Raw genomic sequence first — 18,172 nt, forward strand, 5'->3', positions numbered from 1 at the left:
CTCGTCGAACATTGCACTCACCTCAATGCCACGTCGGCAGCGAAGCCGAGCCGCGGACGATCTCCAGCCATTCGGCTTTCGCCTGCAAGGTGCGCTCGAGCTGTCGGACCTGAGCCTGAAGCTCGGCGATCTCCCGACGCAGGGCCGCGACCTCTTGTGTGTCCCACGGGCGCGGGGTTGTGGTGTCGGGGGTCATGGTCATAGCGTCGGGATCTCGGTTGATTTCGGCTCGAAGTGCTCGCAGCGAACATCGGCATCTGGCCAAGGCCAACAGGCACCGGGTCTGCGACTCGTAGGCGATGCCGTGAGACATTGGCCCATCCCGCCCTCGGGATTGATCGGGCTCGGTGCCCAATGCCCGCAGCGAGCACACACGGCGCCCGTAGCAGATGTAGCAACCGTAGCCGTAGCAATCGCCTCTGGCGCCGGGTCGTAGGTCGCGATCCCGAGCCGCACGGCCTCGGCGTAGATCTGCTTCAGTCGCTCGGGCTTCGCTGCGAGCCCGTCAATCCACTCTTGGCCGATGCCGGTGTCCGTCTCGCCCCATTGGCGCAGCAGGGCATAGGCGAGGGCCATGTCATCGGGGCGCAGGGCAGCGCCGGGCGCGGGCTCGGGCTCCACCAGGGCGCCGGGGTAGTCGGCCCGGATCTCGGCGAGGGTTGCCGGTGGCGTGCGCGACAGGCTGAAGACCTCGCCCTCGGGTGTGGTGACGAGCCAGGCGCGGGGTGGCGTGCTTTCGGCGTTCGGTGGGTTTGCTACGGCTACACTTGCTACGTTTGCTACGCTTCGGACCTCAACGCGCGGTTGAGCCCTTGCATTCGCTCCATGTGTAGCAGGTGTAGCAACTGTAGCCGTAGCAACTCGCCGAAAGCTCGGTTTTTGGATCAGGGCCGCGATGCTCATGATTCGGCCTCGCAAAGCGCCGGATTGAGCGTCAGGGCAATCTTCCTGCCGTCCTTCTCGACCCGGAGTCGATCCATCTCGACCAGTTCGCCGATTGCGGTATCCAGGCGCGCCCCGTCTCTCAGTGGGCCATGTTGCCGGACGTGCCGCTTACCGACCGTGTTGCTGCGGTGGCGCCGGCAATGCTCGATCAGCCATGCGTCCAGCTTCGCCGCGTCCACCAGCTCGGACGGTAGGGCCAGCTCGCCGAAGAAGCGCCGGGCCTCGGTCAGGTGCCATGCCGCGATTCGGCTTGCTCCCTCGAAGGCGTCCAGACTGATGGGGCCGATACCGCCCTCGAAGACATGGAACAGTGCGGCGATCCGAACCGCGTTGTCCGCGCACTTACTGGCCACGTCCCGCACGTCGTACAGCTCGCCGCTTGGGCGCAGTTCGGCCTCGATCGCATCGGTGAACTCGACCCATGCGGCCTTTGCGTCGGGTGCCAGCGTGAGCATGACGGGCTCAAGCGTCCCGTCCTCGGTGATCGAAACAGGTTGCTCAAGGATGTCGGTCAGGCGCCGATTGAATGCCTCCAGGTGCGGCCATTGATCCGGGGCCTCGGTGAACAGGCGGTAGCCCTGAGTTGATTCCGGCCAAGAGAACAAGAACCGTGCGAGGAACCCTGTACCGCGGGCTAGCCCGCCCGATCGCTCGAAGAAGCTGCGGAGCGTCGGCTCTTGGATCTGAAGCGCGACCGTGAGCCTGACGCCACGCATGACGAACGACTCGGTTGTCTTCCGGCCTACGGGCAGCTCGCCGCCGTCCCACGCGATGTTCAGCAGTGCGAGGTTGCGCATGATGCTGTCCTTGCCCATGCCGTGCGCCCCGAAGATTACGCCGGCCTCGCTCGAAATCACGCCGGATGATGGCCAGAGCTTCGCCAGACTCCACGCCAGGCTCTCGGGGGTCTCGTCGCCCAACAGCAGCCTCGGGATACGCGGGGGCTCCGGTATGCTCTCTTCCAGCCGCTCCATCTCGGCGTCCAGTTCATCGGTAGGCTTGGCCTTCTTGGCTGCGTCCCGAGTAGCGGCTAGAACGCCTTCCTGCTTGGCCTTCCATGACGCCATGTTCGCGTTGTAGCGTTTCAGCTCGGGTTTCGCGGTCTCGGATGCGCGGGCCTGGAACTCGCGAAGCGCGGATGTGAAGAACGGGCCTTGATCATCGATTGGTCCACTGTTGCTAAGCCGCCACAGGAACGAGGTAAGGCTGCCTTGCCGGGCGCGGTCGTCGTCGGGCCGGTCGGGCGGGCCAGGGCATGCGCTCGAGCACCTGCTCGAACAAGGATGGGTGGGGTTGAGCGAAGAAGCGCTCGGCGGCCGTGGTGCCGTCGGGCCGCTTGATCGCAAAGTTGTGCAGGGCGGTCAAGACCTGCTGCTTGCGCGGGCTGAGTCGGTGATGCCCATGCTGATAGAGCGCGAGGAAGCCGTTGCGTCCCTCGACACAGGAGCTGCTGCGCTGGAACAGATCGGCACACTCCCCGGCGACCTGCTCGAGATGGTGACGGGTCTGCGGATCCAGCGACTGGATCGGGTGCGAGGGCTGCCTCAGCGGGGCGAGACGCTGCGCACTCAGTGCCCGGAGTCGATGACGGGGCTCGGCGCGGGTGCTGCGTGCGGCGACGCGCTCCAGATAAAGCGCCGGGATCAGGTCGTCGAGCATCGCCTGCTCGATGGCCGGTGCCAAGTCCAGCGCCTGCACCCGGGTGTTGACCATCATGAAGAAGAAGGTCAGCGTGGCGACGAGGCTTTGAGTCAGGCGCTTCGCCTTGGCCAGATGTGCGCAGAGACGCTCGGAAAGATCCGCTTCCTCGGCGATCGCCTCCAGGCGAGCAAACAGCGTTCCCAGACGCGCCTCCAACTGCTCGGGGGTTTGCGCCTGTCCCTGTTGGATCTCGTAGGGATGGTCGACCTCGCTGAACGCACCGATCAGGGCTTTGGCCTCGGCGCGGTGCGCGTGGGCCTGCTCGCGCGCAAGGCTGGCTTGGACGTAAGCGCTCAGCGCCTCGTCGATGCGCGCGGCGAACGCCGGCGGGCGCCCGGGGCCGTGGCGGCGCCGATGATAGGCCTGCTCGGCGGCGCATTCGTCTTGCCAGCGCGCCTTCGCCTCGGCCTCCGCCGTCTCGGCCTGTTGCTCGGCGCGCTTCAGCGACAGACTCATCGCCTGGCTGACCGCATGCTGCAGATGAAACAGGTCTGTGGAATGATGCGCGCCCAGATCACGCTCGACATGCGCCAACAGCCCCTTGGCCTCATCGCTGGTGCCTTGCACCACCGTGACATTCAGCCCCTCGAGTCCACCCTCGAGCGCCCGTGTCCAGGCCGCCGCCGAGCGCTCATCGCTCCTGTGCTCGAGCAGGATGAAGTTCGAGACCGCATCGATGCCCACCAAACGCATGCCGTCTTTCCACGTCTCATCTTCGGCGATGCTCAGTGTGCGATGGGGCATGGCTTGGGCCAGCGTCCCGCGCAGTTCGGTGGCGGCGGTGACGATCTGCTCCTCCAAGCCGGCATGGAACGCCTGCTGCGCACCGTAGGAGGCGCCGATGAATGCCGACAGCCCACTGCGCTCGAGAAAATCGCAGACCACGCGCACGCCCGCGCCGCCCTGCTCGCCGATGCTCCAGTGCGCGGCAACCAGGATCCGGCGCAGCCACACCACGCCTTCGGGCGTCTCGACGAAGGCCGACAGCGCCGACGGCGCCGATGGCGCAGGGGGCGCGCTCCAGTGACGCAGGGTGCTGCGCGCCACGCCGGCGCCGCTGACCGCCGCGCGTTGACTCTGCCCATCCTGCCGGGCTTGCGCCACCGCATGCCGATGCTTGGCGCGATCCAAGCGATCGTGGATTGGCGTGGGGCGTCGATCTGCACTAGAGTCGACACAGGCAGGAGCATCGGACAACGGCGTTTCCCTCGGTCAGTTTGCACTTCCAAGGGTACGCCTCCCCGGCGCTCCTGCCACTCCTTCAGGGTGCTTGATCGCCTACCGAAACACGCGGTTTTGGACCAACCGATGATCAAGGCCGAAGAACGCATCGACGGTGGTCTTTCGTTCGCCGGAATCAGCGATGGTCATCTGATAGAGCGACACGGGGCCGGACAGCTTCTCGGCTCGGCGAACGTCATAGTGGGCCTGCATCGCCAACGACAGCGCCGACAGCGAGCTCGATGCAACCATCGGCAGCGGCGCCTTCACGAATCCGTGAACCTCGTTGACGGCAGCCAGAACCGTAGCAGGCAGCGCGTCCAGCGGGTACGGCTCCGAGTCCACTTTGACGGTGATCGGCTGAGGTTCCGGCCAAGGTGGCGTGATCCGCTCCAACAGTTCGCGCGCGGCCTCGCCCGAAACCTTGAGTGCCGCAACGCTCTCTGCCCACTGCCGCGCATGGCGCCCAAAGTCATCCGGGCCGGCCGTCTCCTTGTCGCCGGTGTCCTTGCTGAATCGGGTGTCGATCTGAGCGTCGGCACGCTCGATGAACTCCGCGGCCGTCTGCGATTGCCAGCCGAGCGAGCACCACGGACCCGAGTTATCGCCGATACCGATCCGCACGCGGAGCCGATCGAACGGCTTGCCGGTCTTTGGGTTGGTCCGATCGCTCTCGAATTGCTCGCGTGCCGGTGGGAGCGCCTTGCCGGTCCGCCAGCTCCAGGCGATCAGTTGCTCGGCTTCGACCTGGGTGAGCTTGCGCGAGGTGTGCTCGGGCTCGGCAGGCGCCTTCCTCTCGCTGGACACGCCGACGAACCGCGCCCGCTCGGCGATGCGCTCGGGCGTCCAGCCTTCGGCCAAGGCATCAGCCGCGTCCCATCCTTCGTCCAGCGACTCGGCCAGGCTCGACAGGTCCAAGACCTCGACCGACAGCGCGCCGGCAGCCAAGGCGAGAGTGGCGGCCTCGCGTGCGAAGGCGCTACCCGGCTCGTCGGCGTCGGGCCAGATCCGCAGCACGCGACCGGACAGCGGCGTCCAGTTGGTTTTCGTTGGCGACTTCGCTCCCATCATCGAAGCGATGTGGACGGACTCAGGCAGCAGGGCGCCCGCAGCGTCCGCGGCCTTCTCGCCCTCAGCCAGAATGACCGGTGCGTCGGGGCGAGCCGCGAGCCGGTCCAGCCCGTAGAGCGGTCGCGGCTGGGCAGGGGCCTTCCAGAACCAACCCTCCGCGGTGCGGGTGATCGGGCGAAACTCCTTGTCGGGGTTGCCCTCCTTATCCGTCGTCTCGAAACGCAGCACGGCACAGAGCACGCTGCCGGATGCGTCCATGTAGTCCCATGACTTCGACACTGCTCCGAGCGTCGGATGAATCGTCGGGCGGGTCGCCATCGGGCGCTGCGTGCGCTTCGGCGCCGGGGTCGGGCCTTGCGGAATCGGCGCCGTGCCAATCCATTCGGCCAGGGTGCGCGCGGCCTCGGCCTGACTAGTGCCATCCAGGTAGGCGACGAGCGCAACCAGGTCGCCCTTGTCGCCGGTGGCGAAGTCGGACCAAAGGCCGGTTGTCAGGCTCACGGAGAACGAGCCGGGATTCTTGTCGGCCCGAGTCGGATTGCGCGAGACCCATTCCGAGCCCTTCCGCTTGCCGTCCGGTAGCCATCGGCGACAGATCGCCTCGGCCGAAGACAGCGCGCGTGCGGCGGTGTCCTTGATGTCGATGCGCGGGGGCTCGGGCGCCCGGACCTCGAAGCCCTCCAGGTTACCGCGCGGGGGCGCCGGCTCGGCCTCGTTCGCCGCGCTCGGCATCTGCACCCGCATGGATGCAGCGACTTCGGGCGGGAATTGATTCAGGTCGATTGCGGCGGAGCTCATGCGGACACCTCCGTAGCATGGCACGGCGAGCTAACCGCCGTGCTATACTTCGTCTCGCCAATCGGTTGTTTGTCTTGCTGTTTTGCGCCTTGGCCGCTCCTCACGGTCGAGGCGTTTTCATTTGTGGACAGTGCCATCGGTAGATCCTCGGGGATGTCGATGCCGGGGGCACTCTTGCGCCTGGGGCGGTGGGTTGGTTCATGGGTTGCGGGTCCGGTCAGTGGTGCGGGTCATTCGTCGCCGTCTTCGGTCGCAAACTCGATCGACTCCCGGAGCTTCGACGCGGATGCGTCAATCAATGCGAGCACCGCATCAATGCGTCCCGGATGCCACGTCGCCGGCCAATTGCCGTTGTGGTCGAGCGATTGCTCGGTCATGACATCGCGAAGCATTGCCGTGGTCGTGCCGATTGCGGCGGCCGTGTCGGTCAATTCGTCGGAATGGGCGAGGATGATTTGCCCGCAGCGTTCGGGGGTGCGTTCGTTGGGTTTCATGGTTGGCACATCCCTATGCCGCGGCCAGCGTCTCGGAGGACGCGGCCAGCCATGCGACGAAGCGCGGGCGAACGACGAACAGCATCGCCTTTTTCGCGCTCGGGTTGACCTTCCGCTCAACCACAGCGCCGGACGACAGCAAGCCATTCTGTCGGCGATAGCGCATCCACCATTGCAGTTGGGCGCGCGTTGCGAGCTTGCGCTTTTCGCACTCGCGGCAGAATTCGGCGAAGGGGGTGATGTCGGACAGGTCCAGCGTTGCGCCGGCCTGTGGGGTGGGTTGCGGGGTCATGTCTCTATCCCTCACGTTTGCTGGTGAGGGATAGAGTAGGAATGCGGCTCGCCGCCAGATAGAGCCATGCGCAGACTATGCGGTCTACGCACACGCCATACTCAAGGGGTCATGCGTTTTTCAACCAGTTGCGGACGGTCGTAAACGGGCCTTGATCATCGGTTGGTCCAAAACCGCGTGTTTCGGTAGGCGATCAAGCATCCTGAAGGAGTGGCAGGAGCGCCGGGGAGGCGTACCCTTGGAAGTGCAAACTGACCGAGGGAAACGCCGTTGTCCGATGCTCCTGCCTGTGTCGACTCTAGTGCAGATCGACGCCCCACGCCAATCCACGATCGCTTGGATCGCGCCAAGCACCTGCATGCGGTGGCGCAAGCCCAGCAGGATGGGCAGAGTCAACGCGCGGCGGTCAGCGGCGCCGGCGTGGCGCGCAGCACCCTGCGTCACTGGAACGCGTCCCCTGCGCCATCGGCGCCGGCGGCGCTGTCGGCCTTCGTCGAGACGCCCGAGGGCGTGGTGTGGCTGCGCCGGATCCTGGTTGCCGCGCACTGGAGCATCGGCGAGCAGGGCGGCGCGGGCGTGCGCGTGGTCTGCGATTTTCTCGAGCGCAGTGGGCTGTCGGCATTCATCGGCGCCTCCTACGGTGCGCAGCAGGCGTTCCATGCCGGCTTGGAGGAGCAGATCGTCACCGCCGCCACCGAACTGCGCGGGACGCTGGCCCAAGCCATGCCCCATCGCACACTGAGCATCGCCGAAGATGAGACGTGGAAAGACGGCATGCGTTTGGTGGGCATCGATGCGGTCTCGAACTTCATCCTGCTCGAGCACAGGAGCGATGAGCGCTCGGCGGCGGCCTGGACACGGGCGCTCGAGGGTGGACTCGAGGGGCTGAATGTCACGGTGGTGCAAGGCACCAGCGATGAGGCCAAGGGGCTGTTGGCGCATGTCGAGCGTGATCTGGGCGCACACCATGCCACGGACCTGTTTCATCTGCAGCATGAGGTCAGCCAGGCGATGAGTCTGTCGCTGAAGCGCGCCGAGCAACAGGCCGAGACGGCGGAGACCGAGGCGAAGGCGCGCTGGCAAGACGAATGCGCCGCCGAGCAGGCCTATCATCGGCGCCGCCACGGCCCCGGGCGCCCGCCGGCGTTCGCCGCGCGCATCGACGAGGCGCTGAGCGCTTACGTCCAAGCCAGCCTTGCGCGCGAGCAGGCCCACGCGCACCGCGCCGAGGCCAAAGCCCTGATCGGTGCGTTCAGCGAGGTCGATCATCCCTACGAGATCCAACAGGGACAGGCGCAAACCCCCGAGCAGTTGGAGGCGCGTCTGGGAACGCTGTTTGCGCGCCTGGAGGCGATCGCCGAGGAAGCGGATCTTTCCGAGCGTCTCTGCGCACATCTGGCCAAGGCGAAGCGCCTGACTCAAAGCCTCGTCGCCACGCTGACCTTCTTCTTCATGATGGTCAACACCCGGGTGCAGGCGCTGGACCTGGCACCGGCCATCGAGCAGGCGATGCTCGACGATCTGATCCCGGCGCTTTATCTGGAGCGCGTCGCCGCACGCAGCACCCGCGCCGAGCCCCGTCATCGACTCCGAGCACTGAGTGCGCAGCGTCTCGCCCCGCTGAGGCAGCCCTCGCACCCGATCCAGTCGCTGGATCCGCAGACCCGTCACCATCTCGAGCAGGTCGCCGGGGAGTGTGCCGATCTGTTCCAGCGCAGCAGCTCCTGTGTCGAGGGACGCAACGGCTTCCTCGCGCTCTATCAGCACGGGCATCACCGACTCAGTCCGCGCAAGCAGCAGGTCTTGACCGCCCTGCACAACTTTGCGATCAAGCGGCCCGACGGCACCACGGCCGCCGAGCGCTTCTTCGCTCAACCCCACCCATCCTTGTTCGAGCAGGTGCTCGAGCGCATGCCCTGGCCCGCCCGACCGGCCCGACGACGACCGCGCCCGGCAAGGCAGCCTTACCTCGTTCCTGTGGCGGCTTAGCAACAGTGGACCAATCGATGATCAAGGCCCGTAAACGGGAACGGGACCAAGCTCTTTGCCATTTCTTCCGCGGCTTTATTCCTACTGGGCTTGCCCTTGGACAAATAGAGCGATTGGTTCTGTCTCCAATGCTCAAGAACGAGTCGCTTGCAGTCGGCCTCTTCGCGGCGGTCCGCCCTCTGGCTAGCCATGAACCGCGCGGCGTCGCGTTTCTCTTCTTTCGGATCGACCGGACGAAAACGCCCCATGTCCTCGCGCGCGTCAGCGAGGATGTTCCAACCGCCTAAGATGTCGCCGTCCTCGAAATGCTTGATTGCAAGGCGAGTGTGCGAGCTTGCCATTGCGGCGGCGAGCAGCCTGGATCGAGAATGACCGCTACCTGCCGCCCGGTATAAGGCAGGAAAGGTTCGTCGCGATCGAAGGAAATCCTCGAACGTACCCTCCCGCTCAAGCTCGTTCTGGAGATAGGCGTCAAGGTCGGCACAAATTTCCTGTGCTAGGGTCAGCCCAAGACGCTTAAGCATCATCAGGTCTTGATCGGGCTTGCTGAGGGTGCCCAGCCCCCAGCGGGGGGCATGCTCCAAGACATCGGCGTCAACCATTACCCTTCCCTCCCGTGATCCCTCCGAGCGCCGACTCCATCAGGTCGCGTGAATCCTCCGCGACCAGGTGGACATAGCGGGCGGTCAATCCGGGGCCGGACCGATGCCCAAGTATCGCGGCGATCTGGAAGGCCGACGCGCCGGCTTTGGCGAGGTAGGAGCCGCACGAGTGGCGAAGGTCATGGATGCGAAGGTTCTCGACCCCCGCGGCAGCCTTGGCGCTGGCCCATGCTTCATCGACAGGTTGCGCGCTCAGTTCGCGCTCGGCCGGCTGCATCTTCTCTTGCTTGCGGGTACTCCAGGCGAAGACGCGCGGGTCGTCCAGGCGCCGAACCTTGGCGCGTTCCTTCAGCAGCGAGCGGACCTCCCCGAGCAGGGGGACGCGCCGATCGTCTCCGTTCTTGGTTGCGCGCAACAGGATCGAACCGCCTTTAAGGTCCGCGTCCTTCCATTCGAGCTTCAGCAGCTCCCCGCGGCGTGCCCCGGTGGCCAGGGCCAGCCGAACAAAGAGCCCGAGATCCGGCCAGGTGGTGGACCGATCGCACGCATCGAGCAGCCGCTCACGCTCGCCGTCTTCCAGGCAGCGCCCGAAGCGGGAGTTGTTCTCCTTGCGCTTGCGGATCCCCGCAGCAGGATTGATCTTGATGCCGTACCAACCCGCGTCGATCGCGGTCTTGTAGAGCGTCCCGACAGCCGTCTTGTAGCGGTTCAGGGTAGCGGGCGAGAGCTTGCGCTCGGTCTCCGTGACCTTGTGCCCCCCTTGCTTGGCGGTGCCCTCGGCGAGCCGGGCAAGACCGTCGCGCAGGGTGTCGTCGGTGAAGTCGGAGATCGAGCGGTCGCCATACTCATCCTTCCACCAAGCCATGCGCGCGGGCAGGCTGTCGTCCTTGCCTCGGTAGGCGCTCATGTAGCGGTCCACCAGATCCGCGAAGGTGTGGCGTCGCAGCTCGCCGCCGAGCACCTTGGACCACAGATCGAAATCAGCCTCTACCTTCGCGGCGAACGCTGATGCCTCGCGTTTGGTGCGGAAGTATTCGGGTGGGAGGGTTTGACCCTTTCGGGTGATACGGACCTGCCAGGGTTTGTTTCTACCGTCCGTCAGCTTGCGGATAGATGCCACGGTCTGAACTCCCGGAGCCCGACCGCGCTACACTCGTATGCAGCCATAGCCGAACCTCCTAACCAGGTTGGTTGTGGTCAGAAGCCCCCGGCGTTGCGAGCGTCGCGGGGCTTCGTTTTTTCCGGTGGAAGCTTCGAAATTTCCGGTGGGGGGGGGGGGGGGGGGGGGGGGGTCGCCCTCCGGGTTCGAAATCGTCTCGTCGTGCCTTGTCGAGACGACACCACACGGCACCATTATAGACCGGGTTTTAGAAGTTGTTGGCTCAGATTTGGCTCAGATCCGAGCCGGTAATGCGGTAGGGTAGAAGGAGAACAACGCCAAGACCTTGATTTATTTGGCGGAGAGAGTGGGATTCGAACCCACGGACCCGCGAGGGTCAACGGTTTTCAAGACCGCCGCTTTCGACCGCTCAGCCACCTCTCCGAATCGACCGCCGGGCGCGATCTCGCAGCATCGCTGAATATCGCGCTCCCGAAGGCCGTCCCATAAGGATACCGCATGTCCACGGCGGACCCAAACGTCTTGACGCTTGCGTGCGCGACTCCATCAGGTATGCTTCAGGAACTCGGATCTTCCCGCCGAGTCTGACTCGGCAGCTTGAATCTTTACGAAACCGGAGTGACCACACCCATGGCCAACACTGATTTTTCCATTCCCCGCAGCGCACAGTCGGTCATCTCGGCCAACAAGGTGCTCAAGAACACCTATTTGCTGCTCGCCGCAACACTCGGCTTCAGCGCCTTCACGGCGATGGTGTCGATCGCCCTCGCCGTGCCGAGCTGGATGTATCTGGTCTCGGTGATCGTCGCGATGCTGATGGGTATCTTCGTACTTCCGCGCGCGGCCAACTCTTCGAAGGGTATCGGCGTCATCTTCCTGATCACCGGTCTGCTCGGATTCGGGCTGGGTTCGATCCTGTCGATGTATCTGGCTCTTCCCAACGGCGCGCAAACCGTCGGCTTGGCGTTCGGCGGAACCGCGGCGATCTTCCTGGGCCTGTCTGGCTATGCCCTGACCAGCAAGCGTGACTTCAGCTTCATGGGCGGATTCATCTTCGCCGGCATGATGGTCGTGATCCTGGCGATCGTGGCGAATCTGTTCCTTCAGATGCCGGCGCTCTCGCTGGCGATCTCCTCGGCCATCATCCTGCTGATGAGCGGCTTCATCCTGTTCGATACCAGCCGGATCGCGCGGGGCGAAGAAACCAACTACATCATGGCGACCTACGGGATCTACCTCGCCATCTTCAACATTTTCATCAGTCTGCTACAGATCCTCGGGATCATGGGCGACGACTGATCAGCCTCCCCTTCGGGCACAAACCCCGGCCGAGTGCCGGGGTTTTTGTTTGAGCCCTCGACACGACCCCGCTCGGGGCGAGGAGACGATTCGATGGAGCTTGCACTAAAGATCGCCGCTGGCGCGGTTCTCGTCTTGATGCTGTTCTATCTCTGGCCAGCCTACAAGCACTGGCAGGAGAATGGACCGAAGGCGGAAAAGGGGGACTGGCAGGCGGCCATCCTGCCGCTCGGCGCGGTCGTCGCGCTTGTCGTGCTGCTGATCATGGCGGTGCGCTGAACCAACGCGACGGGCCTCGATCGTAAGCCGGGCCGCGCCGAGATCGGTAGGGATCCGTAGGGTGGACAAGCGCAGCGCAGTCCACCGGCGCCGGCGTGGGGTTCGGTGGACTGCGCTCTCGCTTGTCCACCCTACCCCGGCCTGCCTGCGTTTGGCCCGACCTGACCTGGCCATGTCACACCTGTGGCGAGCGATCTACGCCGCGCGGCTTGTTGAGCGTTTGAGTTGTGAGGATGGGTTTCGCTGCGCTCTACCCATCCTACGTTTTGGTTGTTTTGCCCCGGCGGTCTTCGATTCTCGAATCCTCTGAACCGCGTCCGCTCCAACCTCCAGTGGACCATGCGGAGCCGACTGCACGCGCCAAGGCTGCAAGGTTCACCCGAGACGCGGTTCAGTCGGCATACATCGGCCGCTCCTCCGCAAGATTGAGCCACCCCTTCACCACGCGATACAGAGTCCAGAAGTACACCGCACCCCAGATCAGGAAGCCGACCAAGAACACGAGGGTGACCAGACCGACGAGGCCCCACAACACCTGGAACCAAAAGGTTCTGATCTGCCAGACGAAATGGGATTCGAGCCAAGTGCCTCGCACCTCGGCGAGGCGCAGGTAGTTGACGACGACGCCGAGGACGGATGTGACGCCGAAGATGAACGACAGGGCCTGCAGAAGATAGACGAAGCCGGTCGTGCTCTTGAGTGGATCGGTCGTTTCCGGACGAGCCGAAACGGGTTGAAGGTTGCGGGTCGAGTCATCCATCGGTGCTCACCAAGGGCGGTATTCAAGTCCGGGAATGGCTTCGCGATCGAAGACCGACGGTAGTTCCCGAATGAGTTGATCCACCTCGTCGAAATCCATGTGCCGACCGTAGGAGGCTTTGGCCGCATCGATCGGCAGCTCGACCCAATACCGGATGGACCCCGGCTCGCGAAGGATCTGCAGGGTGTTGTCGGCGTGATCGATGATCCCGAGATAGTCGTCCGCATGTTGCAGGCGAGGCAGCAGTTGCTCGCGAATTTCACGGCTGCTCACCTCCAGCCCGCTCGAAGACGAGACCGACTCCCCCGAACGCTCGAACAAGTAATAGACGCGATAGTGCATGGCTGACGATGTTCGCTCTGTGTGTGCTGTAACGCTCTGGTCTCGACACGGCGTACGGCATAAGATGCGCCCGTATCCGCGTCCGACCGAAAACCCCCTCGAGCACGCCGAGCCGGCTCGACCTTCGGCGAGTCGAGATCGCCGAGCCCTTCCGCACGGATGCGGGATCCGGCAATCACACGCGCGGCGACCCGTGCCGGACCACCTCAGAGCCATTCGGAGACGTCGATGTCGGTTCTCAAAATGAAGCTCCACTGGCAGATCCTGATCGCGCTTGTGTTGGCGATCGTCATCGGGCTGCTCATCGAGCGCGACACCGGACTCTTCGGGGTCACCCTATACGGGATCTTTGCCTTTCTGGGCGAGCTTTTCCTCAACGCCCTGAAGATGTTGATTGTACCCCTGATCGTGTCTTCGATCATCGTCGGGGTCGCCGGAATCGGCAGCTCGAGCAATCTCGGGCGTCTCGGAGGCAAGACCATCGGCTACTACGCGATGACGAGCCTGCTCGCCATCATCGTAGGGCTGCTTGTCGTCAACATCATTCAGCCCGGTGTGGTGGAAGGCACGGCCGAGGAGGTGTTCGGGCTCACGGCCAGCAAGAGCGATCTGGAGGCCCAATTCGCCGACAAGGGCGCCACCGACATCGTCGAGATCTTCCTGCGCATGGTGCCGACCAACGTCGTCGCGGCGGCGGCGGCGGGACAGATGCTCGGGCTGATCTTCTTCAGTCTGCTCTACGGTTTCTTCATCACGCGCCTGAACGGCAACTATGCGCAAACACAGCTCGACTTCTGGAACGGCGTCTTCGAGGTGATGATGAAGATCACCGAGCTGGTGATGCGCTTCGCACCCATCGGGGTCTTCGCACTGGTCGCCAAGACGGTCACGGACACCGGGCTGGAGGCATTCGGGCCGCTTGCGCTCTTCTTCTTCAGCGTCGTGATCGCGCTGGGCATCCATTTTTTCGTGACCCTGCCCCTGCTGCTCATGTTCATCGGCGGGGTCAAGCCAAGCCGCCACTACCGCGCCATGGGAGCTGCGCTGCTCACGGCCTTCTCGACCGCATCCTCCTCGGCCACGCTCCCGCTCACCATGGAATGTGTCGAGAAGAATGCAGGGGTCTCCAATCGGACCTCGAGCTTCGTGCTGCCCTTGGGTGCGACGGTGAACATGGACGGAACTGCGCTCTATGAGTGCGTCGCCGTCATGTTCATCGCCCAGGCGTACGGGATCGAGTTGGGATTCGCGACCCAGATCCTGATCGTGATCCTCGCGCTTCTGACCTCGATCGGCGTGGCCGGCATCCCGGCCGCAAGCCTCGTGGCCATCGCCATCATCCTGACCGCCGTCGGCCTGCCGCTGGAAGGGATCGGGCTGATCCTGGCGGTCGATCGACTCCTCGATATGATGCGCACCTCGGTCAACGTCTTCAGCGACTCGTGCGGTGCCGTCATCATCGCCAAGAGCGAAGGGGAAACCGGCATTCTCGAGAACGATGTGCCAACGCCGGCCAGGGCCTAGTCGCCCCCGCAGCCCCGAGCCGCGAGGACGCTCGCGGCCCCGGGTCGAGCGGTCGATCGGTTTCCTTACCGGGGCCAATGGAATTACGATAGGGCGCGGGGCACGATCCGGTTCACCGACGCGGCGACCGCTCGCTCGCGCCCTGCTCATGCCGGCCCCTCCGAATCAGCATCGCGAGCCCCGTGTCTGACCTTACCCCATCCGCCAGCGCCGAGACCACCGCGAAGCTCTTCCGCGGGCGCGTCCTTAAACCCGCTGAAGGCGTCTTCCTGTTCCACCCCAGGGCCATGGAGCGCCTGATCACGGACCATCTGGCGGCCGAAGCCCGTGACATCTCGATCCCCGAGCTCGCCTATTACCTGATGCCCTCCACGGCCTTTCTGACGGGCCTCGAATTGGAAAATCCGGAGGCACTGGCGGTCATCGAGGGGCTCAACCTGCCCGACTACGTGATCCTCTTGCCGATCCCGCCGGAACAGCGACTCGACCGGGTCGGCTTCACGCGACTGTTGCGCGACTACTGGGCACGGCGTTTCGAGGCGGAGATCGCGCGCGCCTGGCAGATGGCTCGCGACGATAATCGCGACGGGGATCCGTTCGGCCCGGTCGGTCTGGCACGCCGGATCGGCCCGCTGGCCTTGGCCGAGGTGCGCGACATCATGACGCGCGACGGGGTCGTCCCCGCGGGTATCGGCGACGCCTTCGTTTGCCGCAGCTTCGTCGCCCTGATTGCCCGATTGCGCTATTTCTCACCGGGCGCACGCGGTTTCTTCTTTCCGACGATCCGCGACTGGCACGCGCTCGATCTGTGGCTCCTCGAGAGCGGGCTCGATCTCCCCGGATCGATGCAGGGCGGGCGGCTGCCGCGTTTGCTGGAGCATACCCGCCCGGATCACCGCTGCGGCGTGCCCGCGTATCTGCCGCTTCTCCCGTCCAACCTGCCCTACGGCGAGTCGGATCCGGATTTCGCGCGCGTGATCGCGGCCCAGGAGAGCCACGAAGCGCCGCTCTTCCCGGATGAGCCCGCAACGCCGGACGCCGCCGGTGCGACGCTCGCGTCCCCCGTCGACGAGATCGAGGCACGTTGTCTCGCGGTCCTGCACGGAGCCTCTCAATTGATGCGTCGGGACTGGCGAACGACGCTTCGGGACATCGTCATCACACCGCTCGGCCCGCTTCTGGACGGATTGCTGGCCATCCCGACGCGGCTGAGCCGTCGCGGATCCACCGCAGGACCCCGCGGGTTCCTGCTGGACCTGCATCTGGCCCTGTTCGCCGATGCGGTGCGCAAGGCTCAGCGCGCCGAGCTCGACAATCACTATGCCGCCGCACTCGTCAACCTGTCCTTGGCCCGGCGACGCTTCGACGCGATGGACGTACCCTGCCCGAATGCGCGCGACGCCGTCCGCGTGATCCTCGCCCAGCGGGCCGCGGCCGCCGAGAGCACCTTGGCGGACCTCATCGCCGTGAACTCGAAGCTCAGCCCGGGCACGGCACGCGAGTTGGCTGCCTTGACCGCGCTCTTGGGCGAGGAGGTGATGCGCTCCGGGTCGGCACGCTCGGCTTACATGATCCTTCGCAACCTGGAGCGCGCTCTGCTGGAGAGCCGCACGACTTACTACCGTCTCCGTCCCTTCCAATGGGCAGCGAGCGGCGGCAAGGTCCAGCTGCGACAGATCCTGCCCTTTCAGGCCCAGCTCAAGGCGCTGCGTGCGCTCGAGATCGCATCGATCCGGCTTGAACAGATCGAGTGGCCGACCCGCGAAGTCGAGCGGTTCTCGGTCCCCTTGAAGCGACTCTCCGAGCAGCTTTCCACGCGACTTGCCGGCCAGCTCAGACCCCACCTTCGCGTTTCTCTCGAGGAAGCCGGCTTCAACCCGCGCAATCATCGCGAGAAGGTCGCGGCGCACAAGATGCGCGAGGAGCTGCTCGACGTCATCCAGCACCGTCGGCATCTGAAGTTCACCGACGTGCGCGATATCGTCGCACGCAACATCCTGCGCTTGCCCGACCCGACCCTCGAGGAGATTCGCCACGGCGACCGCTTGGCGCATTTCGACCGGATCGCCGCCAAGAACCTGCCCGGCGTTTACAAGCCGGGCGAATTCTATGTCAAGGGGTTGCAGCAGCTCGGCGCACCTCTGTTCGGCACGCCGCGAGGGCGGTTGATCCTGCGTCATCTCATCCTGCCGACCGGCCTCGCCTTCCTGGGGCTCAAGACGATCGATATTCTGGTCGGCCTGATCACGCACGAGGAGAGCTCCGTCCATTTGGCGCCCCTCTGGCTCGTGATGCTGCTCGCCCTGCTGATCAATGCGTTCGCCTACACCCGCGTCGGGCGTGCGATCGCCAAAACGATCTGGCGCGTCCTCTCTTGGACGGTCCGTCTGCTGCTGTTCGACGGGGTGCGCAGACTGCTGCGCTGGGCGCCTGTCGCGAGACTCCTGTCGACGAGCATCATCCGCGGACTGGATCGTAACCTCGTCCAGCCGCTGTTCATCGGCTTGCTGGTCGTGCTCCCGTTCGTGGGAATCGGTCTGCTGATCGAAGAGGTGGAGATCGATTACGGTCTATCCTTGCTGATCCCGGCCTTTGCGATCGGCACGCTCGCGCGCAACACGCCGGCGGGTCGACGTTTGCTCGACAATCTCGCGAGCACGGCCTGGCAGATGCTGCGTCGACTGAACCAGACCCTGGTGATCGGGTTGGTTCGAGAGCTGCTCCATTTCTTCAAGGAGGTGACGCGCCGCTTCGAGCAGGGGCTGCATCGGATCGAGGAGCTGCTGAGCCATCAGCTCGGAGAGTCGCGGCTCGCGCTTGCCATCAAGGCGCTGTTTGCGCCGGTCTGGAAATTCACGGAGGCGTTCATCCAGTTTTACGTGACCGTTTTGGTGGAGCCCCAGGTCAATCCGATCAAGCATTTCCCTTTGGTCACCATCGCGCACAAGCTGATGCTGCCCTTCTTGCCTGCACTCACCGGGCTGCTGGTTGCACTCACGGAGCCCTTTCTGCCGAAGTTGATCGCCTATCCCTTCGTGACCGTCACCATCCTCTTGTTGCCGGGACTCGCCGGTTTCCTGGTGTGGGAGCTGAAGGAGAATCGGCGGATCTATGCGGCCAACCATGCGAGCGCGCACTCGGTTGGATACGATTCAAGTCGGATCGAGGCGGTGCGCCGATCCGATCTGGAGAGCACGCCGATCGAGGCGGCCGTCATCGGCAGCCACGGCGAGACCATGCGCGGGATGCTCCGCCGGGGTTTTCACAGCGGAACATTGCCCAAGGCGTTTGACCGGCTCAGACGGGTGCTGCGCGATGAGATCCGCGACGAGGTCCCCTACCCCCATCGCCTTCGAGACGCACAGCGTCGACTCGCCGAGGTGAATCGTGCCCTCTGCGTCTTCTGCGATCGCGAGCTGGGATATGCCTTGCGTCGCCGCTGCGCCGAGCCGAATTGCGGCCTGGTCCGTGTCGAGACCGGACGGCCGCGCCTGTCGAGCAACGCCTTCGATCTGACCTTGGAGCTGTTCGCCGCAAATACCGCGAATGATCGGCCGATCGAGCTGCGGCTCTGTGTCTATCTCGAGGAGCCCGACCTCTTCCTGAAGGTCGAGATCAGCGGCCCGCGCGAGCAGCTCGGTGAGCCCTGTTGGAGCCTGATTCGCTCCGATCTTGCGGTGTTCAGCGGTCGTGCGGGGGTGAAGCAGGCGCCGTCGGCGGTTTAGGGCTTCCTGC

General features: G+C 64.7%; 16 protein-coding genes and 1 tRNA gene. 5 read left to right on the forward strand and 12 right to left on the reverse strand.

The features are described from left to right. Positions 1 to 22: 22 nt before the first annotated feature. From BDD21_RS21305 to BDD21_RS21330, 7 genes are all read right to left on the reverse strand, one after another. On the reverse strand, positions 23 to 202 hold the full coding sequence (locus BDD21_RS21305) for a hypothetical protein (RefSeq protein WP_120798873.1): 180 nt from the start codon (positions 200 to 202) through the stop codon (positions 23 to 25). Further along, positions 199 to 903, reverse strand: coding sequence for a hypothetical protein (locus BDD21_RS27570; protein ID WP_147431179.1), 705 nt, complete (start codon positions 901 to 903; stop codon positions 199 to 201). Before BDD21_RS27570 ends, BDD21_RS21305 begins: the two co-directional genes overlap by 4 nt. After that, a complete protein-coding gene (locus tag BDD21_RS21315) occupies positions 900 to 2,138 on the reverse strand; it encodes a YfjI family protein (RefSeq protein WP_245969956.1) in 1,239 nt (412 codons plus the stop codon). The genes BDD21_RS27570 and BDD21_RS21315 overlap by 4 nt, the downstream gene beginning before the upstream one ends. Beyond that, positions 2,125 to 3,777: a DUF6399 domain-containing protein gene (locus BDD21_RS28815; RefSeq protein ID WP_120797101.1), complete on the reverse strand. Its 1,653-nt coding sequence runs from the start codon at positions 3,775 to 3,777 to the stop codon at positions 2,125 to 2,127. The genes BDD21_RS21315 and BDD21_RS28815 overlap by 14 nt, the downstream gene beginning before the upstream one ends. Positions 3,778 to 3,924: 147 nt before the next feature. Continuing rightward, positions 3,925 to 5,736, reverse strand: coding sequence for a DUF3987 domain-containing protein (locus BDD21_RS28355; protein ID WP_120798876.1), 1,812 nt, complete (start codon positions 5,734 to 5,736; stop codon positions 3,925 to 3,927). Between the two features lie 230 nt (positions 5,737 to 5,966). Beyond that, positions 5,967 to 6,230, reverse strand: coding sequence for a hypothetical protein (locus tag BDD21_RS21325; protein WP_120798877.1), 264 nt, complete (start codon positions 6,228 to 6,230; stop codon positions 5,967 to 5,969). Positions 6,231 to 6,243: 13 nt separating this feature from the next. Next, entirely contained in the window at positions 6,244 to 6,522 is a 279-nt protein-coding gene (locus BDD21_RS21330; protein WP_120798878.1) for a hypothetical protein, read from the reverse strand. Between the two features lie 336 nt (positions 6,523 to 6,858). On the opposite strand from BDD21_RS21330, the gene BDD21_RS21335 reads away from it, so the two are divergent. Further along, a complete protein-coding gene (locus BDD21_RS21335) occupies positions 6,859 to 8,511 on the forward strand; it encodes a DUF6399 domain-containing protein (protein ID WP_120795595.1) in 1,653 nt (550 codons plus the stop codon). On the opposite strand, the gene BDD21_RS21340 is transcribed toward BDD21_RS21335, so the two are convergent. From BDD21_RS21340 to BDD21_RS21350, 3 genes are all read right to left on the reverse strand, one after another. Continuing rightward, positions 8,508 to 9,113, reverse strand: a complete 606-nt coding sequence (locus tag BDD21_RS21340; protein ID WP_120798879.1) for a hypothetical protein — start codon at positions 9,111 to 9,113, stop codon at positions 8,508 to 8,510. The genes BDD21_RS21335 and BDD21_RS21340 overlap by 4 nt on opposite strands. Continuing rightward, positions 9,106 to 10,233, reverse strand: coding sequence for a tyrosine-type recombinase/integrase (locus BDD21_RS21345; RefSeq protein ID WP_120798880.1), 1,128 nt, complete (start codon positions 10,231 to 10,233; stop codon positions 9,106 to 9,108). Before BDD21_RS21345 ends, BDD21_RS21340 begins: the two co-directional genes overlap by 8 nt. Positions 10,234 to 10,568: 335 nt before the next feature. After that, positions 10,569 to 10,656, reverse strand: a tRNA-Ser gene (locus BDD21_RS21350). A 207-nt stretch (positions 10,657 to 10,863) separates the two neighbouring features. Here BDD21_RS21350 and BDD21_RS21355 point away from each other — a divergent pair. Together BDD21_RS21355 and BDD21_RS21360 are read left to right on the forward strand one after the other, a co-directional pair. Then, positions 10,864 to 11,532 carry a Bax inhibitor-1/YccA family protein gene (locus BDD21_RS21355; RefSeq protein ID WP_120798881.1) on the forward strand — a complete coding sequence of 223 codons (669 nt, stop codon included), beginning with the start codon at positions 10,864 to 10,866 and terminating at the stop codon, positions 11,530 to 11,532. 93 nt (positions 11,533 to 11,625) lie between these two features. After that, the gene (locus BDD21_RS21360; RefSeq protein ID WP_120798882.1) at positions 11,626 to 11,811 is read left to right on the forward strand and encodes a hypothetical protein; all 186 of its coding nucleotides are present in this window, start codon (positions 11,626 to 11,628) and stop codon (positions 11,809 to 11,811) included. Positions 11,812 to 12,202: 391 nt separating this feature from the next. Here BDD21_RS21360 and BDD21_RS21370 read toward each other — a convergent pair whose 3' ends face one another. After that, a complete protein-coding gene (locus BDD21_RS21370) occupies positions 12,203 to 12,571 on the reverse strand; it encodes a DUF4870 family protein (protein WP_120798884.1) in 369 nt (122 codons plus the stop codon). A 6-nt stretch (positions 12,572 to 12,577) separates the two neighbouring features. Continuing rightward, entirely contained in the window at positions 12,578 to 12,913 is a 336-nt protein-coding gene (locus tag BDD21_RS21375; RefSeq protein WP_120798885.1) for a hypothetical protein, read from the reverse strand. Between the two features lie 228 nt (positions 12,914 to 13,141). Between BDD21_RS21375 and BDD21_RS21380 the strand changes: the two genes are divergently transcribed. Beyond that, positions 13,142 to 14,437, forward strand: coding sequence for a dicarboxylate/amino acid:cation symporter (locus tag BDD21_RS21380; protein WP_211335119.1), 1,296 nt, complete (start codon positions 13,142 to 13,144; stop codon positions 14,435 to 14,437). 182 nt (positions 14,438 to 14,619) lie between these two features. After that, on the forward strand, positions 14,620 to 18,162 hold the full coding sequence (locus tag BDD21_RS21385; RefSeq protein ID WP_120798886.1) for a sulfite exporter TauE/SafE family protein: 3,543 nt from the start codon (positions 14,620 to 14,622) through the stop codon (positions 18,160 to 18,162). Positions 18,163 to 18,172: the final 10 nt, after the last annotated feature.

This window comes from Thiocapsa rosea (assembly GCF_003634315.1).
Classification (GTDB): Bacteria; Pseudomonadota; Gammaproteobacteria; order Chromatiales; family Chromatiaceae; genus Thiocapsa; species Thiocapsa rosea.

Bases quoted from the DNA above. Each gene is read 5' to 3' on its own strand.
- BDD21_RS21305 (WP_120798873.1), bottom strand. From the start codon at position 202: ATGACCATGACCCCCGACACCACAACCCCGCGCCCGTGGGACACACAA.
- BDD21_RS27570 (WP_147431179.1), bottom strand. From the start codon at position 903: ATGAGCATCGCGGCCCTGATCCAAAAACCGAGCTTTCGGCGAGTTGCT.
- BDD21_RS28355 (WP_120798876.1), bottom strand. From the start codon at position 5,736: ATGAGCTCCGCCGCAATCGACCTGAATCAATTCCCGCCCGAAGTCGCT.
- BDD21_RS21325 (WP_120798877.1), bottom strand. From the start codon at position 6,230: ATGAAACCCAACGAACGCACCCCCGAACGCTGCGGGCAAATCATCCTC.
- BDD21_RS21330 (WP_120798878.1), bottom strand. From the start codon at position 6,522: ATGACCCCGCAACCCACCCCACAGGCCGGCGCAACGCTGGACCTGTCC.
- BDD21_RS21340 (WP_120798879.1), bottom strand. From the start codon at position 9,113: ATGGTTGACGCCGATGTCTTGGAGCATGCCCCCCGCTGGGGGCTGGGC.
- BDD21_RS21355 (WP_120798881.1), top strand. From the start codon at position 10,864: ATGGCCAACACTGATTTTTCCATTCCCCGCAGCGCACAGTCGGTCATC.
- BDD21_RS21360 (WP_120798882.1), top strand. From the start codon at position 11,626: ATGGAGCTTGCACTAAAGATCGCCGCTGGCGCGGTTCTCGTCTTGATG.
- BDD21_RS21370 (WP_120798884.1), bottom strand. From the start codon at position 12,571: ATGGATGACTCGACCCGCAACCTTCAACCCGTTTCGGCTCGTCCGGAA.
- BDD21_RS21375 (WP_120798885.1), bottom strand. From the start codon at position 12,913: ATGCACTATCGCGTCTATTACTTGTTCGAGCGTTCGGGGGAGTCGGTC.
- BDD21_RS21380 (WP_211335119.1), top strand. From the start codon at position 13,142: ATGTCGGTTCTCAAAATGAAGCTCCACTGGCAGATCCTGATCGCGCTT.